The 8307-nt window shown below is 40.8% G+C and carries 9 protein-coding genes; 7 read left to right on the top strand and 2 right to left on the bottom strand.

Features of this window, described 5'->3' with window-relative positions; all coding sequences use genetic code 11:
* Positions 1 to 109 precede the first annotated feature (109 nt).
* The 6 genes from PN450_RS08220 to PN450_RS08195 all read left to right on the top strand — a co-directional run bounded on the left by PN450_RS08220 (position 110) and on the right by PN450_RS08195 (position 6052).
* Positions 110 to 724, top strand: coding sequence for a 2OG-Fe(II) oxygenase (locus PN450_RS08220; RefSeq protein ID WP_015079685.1), 615 nt, complete (start codon positions 110 to 112; stop codon positions 722 to 724).
* Positions 725 to 938: 214 nt separating this feature from the next.
* The gene (gene pstS, locus PN450_RS08215) at positions 939 to 2102 is read left to right on the top strand and encodes a phosphate ABC transporter substrate-binding protein PstS (protein ID WP_213711284.1); all 1164 of its coding nucleotides are present in this window, start codon (positions 939 to 941) and stop codon (positions 2100 to 2102) included.
* Positions 2103 to 2439: 337 nt separating this feature from the next.
* Positions 2440 to 3390 carry a phosphate ABC transporter permease subunit PstC gene (gene pstC / locus PN450_RS08210; RefSeq protein ID WP_271835968.1) on the top strand — a complete coding sequence of 317 codons (951 nt, stop codon included), beginning with the start codon at positions 2440 to 2442 and terminating at the stop codon, positions 3388 to 3390.
* 14 nt (positions 3391 to 3404) lie between these two features.
* Positions 3405 to 4286 (top strand): phosphate ABC transporter permease PstA, encoded by an 882-nt coding sequence (pstA, locus tag PN450_RS08205; RefSeq protein WP_148762784.1) that lies wholly within the window; start codon positions 3405 to 3407, stop codon positions 4284 to 4286.
* A gap of 47 nt (positions 4287 to 4333) precedes the next feature.
* The gene (gene pstB, locus PN450_RS08200; protein WP_271835967.1) at positions 4334 to 5140 is read left to right on the top strand and encodes a phosphate ABC transporter ATP-binding protein PstB; all 807 of its coding nucleotides are present in this window, start codon (positions 4334 to 4336) and stop codon (positions 5138 to 5140) included.
* A 168-nt stretch (positions 5141 to 5308) separates the two neighbouring features.
* Positions 5309 to 6052 (top strand): SIMPL domain-containing protein, encoded by a 744-nt coding sequence (locus PN450_RS08195; RefSeq protein WP_271835966.1) that lies wholly within the window; start codon positions 5309 to 5311, stop codon positions 6050 to 6052.
* Here PN450_RS08195 and PN450_RS08190 read toward each other — a convergent pair whose 3' ends face one another.
* Positions 6053 to 6175 carry a hypothetical protein gene (locus PN450_RS08190; protein WP_271835965.1) on the bottom strand — a complete coding sequence of 41 codons (123 nt, stop codon included), beginning with the start codon at positions 6173 to 6175 and terminating at the stop codon, positions 6053 to 6055.
* A 15-nt stretch (positions 6176 to 6190) separates the two neighbouring features.
* The gene (locus PN450_RS08185; RefSeq protein ID WP_148762788.1) at positions 6191 to 6553 is read right to left on the bottom strand and encodes a single-stranded DNA-binding protein; all 363 of its coding nucleotides are present in this window, start codon (positions 6551 to 6553) and stop codon (positions 6191 to 6193) included.
* Between the two features lie 368 nt (positions 6554 to 6921).
* Between PN450_RS08185 and PN450_RS08180 the strand changes: the two genes are divergently transcribed.
* Positions 6922 to 7929, top strand: a complete 1008-nt coding sequence (locus tag PN450_RS08180; RefSeq protein ID WP_041457858.1) for a rod shape-determining protein — start codon at positions 6922 to 6924, stop codon at positions 7927 to 7929.
* Positions 7930 to 8307 lie beyond the last annotated feature (378 nt).

Below are 8307 nucleotides of genomic sequence, written 5' to 3'. Positions count from 1 at the left end.
ATTTAAGACTATGAAAGACTATAGAAATGTCAAACATCCTGTTAATCCTCTAATCCTGGATATCCTGATTCAGACAAAAATTAAACTCAATATCCATTAATTTAAGACCGTGAAATACTATCAACAACATCCTAACGCCTTTCCTGTTCAATATCTCCAAGACTTGTGGGGAGAAATCCAAGCTTGTCCCTATTTTGCTATCAATAACCTCAACCGAGATTTTATCAATACAAAAGGCTTTTCTGTTGTATTTCAACGTCAAGGTTTAGCAGAAGTTATTCAAAAATTCCCCTATTTTAAGCCTTATTTAGATTTGGCACTTTTACCTAATTGTAATGCTTTTTATCTGAATCCTTTACTACTCAAAGCAGGTTCTCGCGTTGACCCCCATATTGACCGGTCTTTGCGTTCCTATTGTAAAACCGTTGAACCTCCTGCATTTGTGAGCGTTCTTTATGTACGTGTACCAGAAGATATGGAGGGAGGAGAATTGGTGCTGAAGTTGCAAAAACGCCAAGTGGGACAAATTAAACCGCAAACCAATTCTTTAATTTACTTTCAGGGTGATTTAACTCATTCTGTCAATGCAGTGACAACTCCTGGAAATCGGTTAAGTCTTGTGTGTGAACAGTATAGTTTAAGTGAAGATGAACTTGAAGAAATACCAGAGTTTACATTAGAATCAAGAGCTAATCAAGGGAATGGAAAAAAACAAAAAAAGTAGGCTGATGTCAAAGGATGATATGATCAACTTGTAAAATACGCAAATACTCTAAATATAGATTTCCCCATTTCTTTACCGATAAGAGAACTTCACAAAAAAGATTATCCAGTCTTATGGGGTATTTTTGATTTGTAAGTCTCTGAAACAATTTTTTAGGAGTATGTTAGAGGTGTTTAGCTAAAAATTAACATTACTACCATTACCTCTAAGTGCAATGAAGCATAATCGCCTGATAGCTTTAATATCGGTATTCACACTAGCAATTAGTTTATCTGCCTGTGGAGAAACTAACTCAACGAATCCCACTCCTAACAAATCTTCCAGTCAAACTACAACTGCTTCCAGCAAACTAGATTTAGGAGGTAATATTGAATTAACAGGTGCTGGTGCTACTTTTCCGTCACCCCTTTACCAAACCTGGTTTGCGGAGTTAAACAAAAAATACCCCAATTTAAAAGTTAACTATCAGCCAGTTGGTAGTGGCGCCGGTGTTGAGCAGTTTACCAAAGGGACAGTAGACTTTGGTGCTAGTGATGTAGCCATGAAAGATGAAGAAATTCAGAATATCCCCGCAGATAAAGGAGTGATCTTACTACCTGTAACTGCTGGTAGTATTGTTCTGGCTTATAACTTACCAGATATTGCTGATAGCTCCGGTGGCGTAGCCATACTCAAACTACCACGAGCAGTTTATATTGATATTTTACTAGGTAAAATCAAATCTTGGGATGATCCGGCGATCGCTCAAGCTAATCCTGGTGTAAAATTACCAAAAGAGGAGATAAAAGTTATTTATCGGGCTGATGGTAGCGGGACTACAGGCGTTTTTACCAAACACCTTAGCGCCATTAGTCCAGAATGGAAAACTAAAGTAGGTGACGGTAAAAGTGTAAAATGGCCTGTAGGAATTGGTGCTAAAGGCAATGAAGGTGTTACCGCCCAAATTCAACAAACTCCAGGCGCTATTGGTTATGTAGAATATGGCTATGCCAAACAAAGTAATCTCAAATTTGCGAGTTTAGAAAATAAAGCTAAAAAGTTTGTTTTGGCTTCTGAAGAATCAGCATCTAAAACTTTAGCATCAGTAACTTTACCAGAAAATCTTCGCGCTTTTATTTCTGATCCTGAAGGGGAAGGTTCTTACCCAATCGTCACTTATACTTGGATTCTCGCTTATAAAAAATATGCTGATGCTGGTAAAGCCAAGGCAATAGAAGCAACTATTGAGTACGCTTTAACCGATGGACAAAAGTTAGCTACTCAATTAGGGTATGTTCCTTTACCAGCAAATGTGATTGCTAAAGTGGCTGCTGCTGCTGATCAAATTAGTCCTGATTATAAAATCTCTCTTGGTGCTGATCCTAAAACTACAAAGTAATGACAAGCTAGTGGTCTGTAAAATTTATTTTGACGGGTTTTTGGTAGTGCGGGCATCTTGCCCGCGTGAGCGAGACGCTCACACTCTTGCTCGCATAAGCAAGACGCTTACACTCCTGCTCGCATAAGCAAGACGCTCACACTCTTGCTCGCATAAGCAAGACGCTTACACTCCTGCTCGCATAAGCAAGACGCTTACACTCCTGCCCGCGTGAGCGAGACGCTTACACTCCTGCCCGCGTGAGCGAGACGCTCACACTACAGTCCATCATTTTTATCTTGACAAACTACTAGTTTTGAGAAAGTTAGCTTTTTCCCACATCTTAGAGTCAGCATTCATGGCCATAAATTTTCCAGAAACCCCATTAGTAACGAAAAATCGCTCGGAAATAGACAGAAATCTAGATCGGAGCTTTATTTGGTTAACTCGAATTTTTGCCCTAGCAATTGCTGGAATTTTATTATGGATTACCTTGCAAGTTGCTATTGCGGCCAGTCCAGCGATCCAAAAATTCGGGATTAATTTCTTAATCACCAGCAATTGGAACCCTGTTAATGATGAATATGGGGTATTACCTGCGATTTATGGGACTCTCATGAGTTCTTTAATCGGACTAGTTTTAGCAGTTCCAATTGGTGTGGGGACGGCGATTTTATTGAGTGAGGATTTTTTGCCATCCCAGGTAAAATTGGTACTGGTATTTTTAGTAGAATTATTAGCTGCCATTCCCAGTGTTGTCTACGGAGTCTGGGGAATTTTTGTTTTAATCCCGATTTTAACTGATTTGGGCAAATGGCTGCATCATTATTGGGGCTGGCTACCTATTTTTAGTACCTCACCTACAGGGCCAGGAATGTTACCTGCGGGAGTGATCTTAGCAATTATGACTTTGCCAATTATCACCGCTATTTCTCGTGATGCTTTGATTTCTGTACCTTCGGGTTTACGTCAAGCTGCCTTGGCAATCGGTGCAACCCGTTGGGAAACAATTTTTCAAGTTATTATCCCCGCTGCTTTTTCTGGCATTGTCAGTGCGGTGATGTTGGCACTTGGTAGAGCCATGGGTGAAACAATGGCTGTGACAATGTTAATTGGTAATGCCAATAATATTAACATCTCTTTCTTAGCACCATCTAATACAATTTCTTCCCTACTAGCAAATCAATTTGCTGAAGCTAATGGGTTACAAGTTGCTGCTTTAATGTATGCAGCTTTAATCCTATTTCTATTGACGATGATAGTCAATATTCTGGCAGAGTTTATTGTGGCGCGAGTCCAGAGACTATAGTGATAGGTTAAATTATGACTTCTTCTTTTGAGCAAAGAAGCCTGACTCGTTCTCCTTCCTCTCCTCGGACATTGTTGAATACAGCAATGACTGGATTAGCTTTTATCTGTGGAGCATTGGCACTAGTCCCCTTGTTGGCAGTGCTTTATTATGTAGTAATTAGAGGGTTTAGTAGTTTAAATCTCAATATTTTTACGCAGTTACCACCACCGCCTTTTGGCAAAAATGGCGGTTTTGGTAATGCCATTGTTGGCACAATTCTCATGGTCGGGATTGCCGCTGTCATTAGTGTTCCCTTTGGTGTATTGGCCGCAATTTATTTAAATGAGTTTAGTTCCCAAAAGATTGCTAGATGGATACGTTTTGCTACTAACGTCCTCAGTGGTGTTCCTTCTATTATTGCTGGGGTATTTGCCTATGGAATTGTGGTTTTGACCTTAGTAAACCTGAATTTAGGCTCTTACTCAGCCCTGGGGGGTGGATTTGCCTTAGCAATTTTGATGTTACCTATTATTGTAAAAACTACAGACGAAGCTTTGCAATTAGTATCTCAAGATTTGCGGCAAGCGTCTGTTGGATTAGGTGCAAGTAATTTGCAAACTGTGATCCTGGTGGTATTGCCGGCTGCATTACCAACAATTGTCACTGGTTCTACTTTGGCGATCGCTCGGGCTGCTGGAGAAACAGCACCATTAATATTTACGGCTCTTTTCTCTGCTTTTTGGCCGGATAGCATTCTCAAACCTACTGCTTCTCTCGCGGTTTTAGTCTACAACTTTGCTACTTCTCCCTTCCCAACTTGGCAATCTCTAGCTTGGGCTGCGTCTTTAATCCTCGTAATGATGGTTTTAATTACTAGTATTATTACTCGCTGGGTGACTAAACAAAAGGTTTAGTTAACAAAACTGAAACTCATCCCGAAAAACTTATTCTTTAAGTATTTATGGCTACTACAATTAGCACGATTAATGGGGCTGAATCGGTTTTACGCACAGAAGATCTCAATATCTACTACGGCAATTTTTTGGCTGTACAGAATGTTTGGCTAGATATTCCTAAAAATCGGGTGACGGCTTTTATTGGACCATCTGGCTGCGGTAAAAGTACATTATTGCGATGTTATAACCGTCTAAATGATTTAATCGCATCATTTAGAGCCGAAGGTAAAGTTTATTTCTATGATAAAAATCTCTATGCACCCAATATTGATCCCGTAGAGGTGCGGAGACGTATTGGTATGGTGTTTCAAAGACCCAACCCATTTCCCAAGTCAATTTATGAAAATATTGCTTTTGGGGCCAGAATTAATGGCTACAGGGGTGATATGAATGAATTAGTAGAACGGAGTTTGCGACAAGCGGCTTTGTGGGATGAAGTCAAGGATAAATTGCGCCAAAATGGTTTATCTTTATCCGGTGGACAACAACAACGTTTATGTATTGCCCGAGCGATCGCTGTCCAACCAGAAGTTATCCTCATGGATGAACCATGTTCTGCTCTTGATCCTATTTCTACCTCGCGGGTTGAAGAACTAATTCATGAACTTAAAGAGCAATATACCATCGTCATAGTCACTCACAATATGCAGCAAGCATCACGAGTATCTGATAAAACGGCGTTTTTTAATGTCAGAGCCTCAGAAACAGGTGGACGGGCTGGGTATTTAGTAGAGTACGATTCGACAGAGCTAATTTTCAGCAACCCTCAACAGGAAGATACCAAAGCTTACATTAGCGGTAAATTTGGGTAATGCTGAGATGATAGAACCGATGGTAAACAATAAAATTGAATTAGTATTTAAACATAAATATGCAACTCCCATGGAGCAATTACACTTTCGGTGTAAAAATGTTTTGGTGGTTGTTGATAATTAACAGTTAACCAAGAATTGATCCGTTTTTGGAGGAGTGCCAGCAGAATGTCTAAGACTATTTTATCCAATTCTCGTTTTCCTACCAGGAATTTTGGGAAGATCTTATCCTTGAGTATATTGATATGCGCGACTTTTATATTACCTGCATCGGCGCAAGAAAAGGCAAAATTATGGCGAACTTTAACCGTGAGTGGACGGGGAGTAGAAACAATTTCTACAACTTTATCTCAAGTGAGTTTAGGTGTGGAAATTCAAGGGAAAACCGCTGAAGATGTCCAAAAAGAAGCGGCTCGTAAATCATCCGCTGTGGTGACATTGCTGAAAAAACGTAATGTGGAAAAATTGACAACTACAGGAATTCGCCTGAATCCAGTGTATAGCTACAGCAATAATGTCCAACGAATCACTGGTTATGCTGCCAGTAATACAGTCAGTTTCCGCATTCCTACAGATCAAGCCGGAACATTGTTAGATGAAGCTGTGAAGGCTGGAGCGACACAAATTAACGGTGTGAGTTTTATTGCTAGTGATGAAGCAATTGCGATCGCCCAAAAACAAGCTCTGAAAAAAGCTACCCAGGATGCCCAACAGCAAGCAGAAGCCGTTTTAAGTAGCCTGGGATTACAACAAAAAGAAATTGTCAGTATTCAAGTCAATGGTGCAACTCCACCACCACCTCCCATGCTTTACCGGGCTGAGGCTAAATTAGCTAATGCAGATGCTTCTACTCCCATAATTGCTGGTGAACAGGAAGTACAAGCATCAGTAACATTGCAAATTAGTTATTAGTCAGTGGTCAGTGGTCAATGGCAAGGAAAAAACAACTAACAACTGTACGGGCGAAGCATTTGGAGAACTATTTTTGACAATGACCGATAATTTATCTTCCAAATGCTTCGCCCCTACTAACAACTAACAACTCACTAATTAGAAATTATCTGGAGACATATCTGCTCCCCCACCTTCACCATCACGCTTAGAACCTAGTAATTCTAGTTGCTCGACATTGATAACTGGACTAGAACGGTTAACTCCGCTTTGGCGATCGCTCCAGGAATCAAACCGCAAAGAACCTTTAACACCTATTTGTTTGCCTTTCCGAACATAATTACCCGCAACTTCCGCAGTTTTTCCCCATAATTCTAAGTTAAACCAGTCTGTATGTTCTCCCTCACGGGTACGACGACTGACTGCTAGAGTTAATCTACATTTAACTTTACCCGAATCAAAAAACTTCATATCAGGATCGATGCCTACACGGCCAATAAGAGTGACAACATTAATGCTCATAGCTTTTATTTCTTAGTAACTTTGTATTGTACTATCCCGGATTCTATAATAACTAATTGTGAAAGTATTGAAAATATGTTAGAATCCCAACAGTTAACTCGCACAAAAATTCAAAAAATACTTGACATTAAAAAAAATATACGGTTATACTGAGTTACCATGAGAAAATAGAACATAAGATTCGTGAAACTAAAATCAAGATTGACAAAACCTAGATAAAAAAATAGTCTAGGTTACTGGAGTCAGGCAAGCAAACATCATGGAATCTGTCAATCATTATTAACTTTTATCTTTGTAGTTATAAGTATCGCAAATAAGGGGCAAAGAGAAGCGTGGATCTTTTCAGAAATTTTCGTCCATCATGGGATATGGGTATCGACCTTGGTACAGCCAATACCCTAGTTTATGTGTCTGGTAAAGGAATTGTCCTGCAAGAACCTTCTGTAGTTGCCATTGATCAAAATCTCAAGGTGGCACTGGCAGTGGGAGAAGAGGCCAAAAAAATGCTCGGACGGACACCAGGCAATGTAATTGCCCTCCGTCCCCTGCGTGACGGTGTGATTGCTGACTTTGACACGGCTGAATTGATGCTAAAAAGCTTTATTCAGCGGGTAAATGAGGGAAGATCCCTGATGCGTCCCCGCATTATCATTGGCATTCCTAGTGGTGTCACAGGAGTAGAAAGACGGGCTGTCATGGATGCAGCCAATCAAGCCGGAGCGAGGGAAGTATATTTAATTGATGAACCAGTTGCAGCGGCAATCGGTGCGGGACTGCCAGTTGCAGAACCTACGGGTAACATGATAATTGATATAGGTGGTGGCACAACAGAAGTAGCGGTATTAAGTCTTCAGGGTACAGTAATTAGCGAGTCAGTCCGCATTGCTGGAGATGAACTAACCGAAGCGATTACTCAGTATATGAAGAAAATTCATAATCTGGTAATTGGTGAACGGACTGCTGAGGATATTAAGATTAAGATTGGTTCTGCCTATCCGACCGCAGATGATAATGATAGTGTCATGGAAGTCCGGGGCTTGCATTTACTTTCTGGATTACCCAGAACTGTAAGCATCAAAGGCCCAGAAATTCGGGAAAGCATGGTAGAGCCTCTAGCGGTAATTATCGAAGCAGTGAGACGGACACTAGAACGGACACCTCCAGAACTGGCAGCAGACATTATTGATCGCGGGATCATGTTGGCAGGAGGTGGTGCATTACTCAAAGGTCTGGATACATTAATTAGTCATGAGACAGGTCTTGTGACTCACATTGCGGCGGACCCTTTAAGCTGTGTAGTGTTGGGAACAGGTCGTGTATTAGAAAACTTCAAACAATTGGAGAGAGTATTTAGCGGGCATTCCCGTAATATGTAGTAGGAATATATGGGTTCTGTATTTATTCATAAGACCTCGCGGTAAGTGGGAAACGAGCGTGGCTTTAGCCCTGAGAGGGAAGCGACACGAGGGATTTTAATCCCTGTGGTATGCTAGAATGAAATCGTGAGTAAGAACAATAAACATCTACGTGTTGAAGCATCCTAGTACGGAGAAATACCGGCTCCTATGAAACAACGGTTAGGTTCAAGTCCTAGCGGCAGTATGACAAGAAAGAGCAAGTAATGGCAGGTTGTGGAGCGTACCGCATCTTGGCTTAGTGATGGACTCACAAAAACACTGAAAACAATAAAAGTAAGCGCAATTTCGACACCTTGATTGGTGGTTGTATTGAGCGTCTAGGCGGCGTTTGACGGT

The sequence above is a fragment of the Dolichospermum lemmermannii CS-548 genome (genome assembly GCF_028330815.1).
Taxonomy (GTDB): domain Bacteria; phylum Cyanobacteriota; class Cyanobacteriia; order Cyanobacteriales; family Nostocaceae; genus Dolichospermum; species Dolichospermum lemmermannii.
The sequence above is the reverse complement of the archived record's forward strand: the minus strand, read 5'-3'. Positions and strand labels throughout refer to the sequence as shown.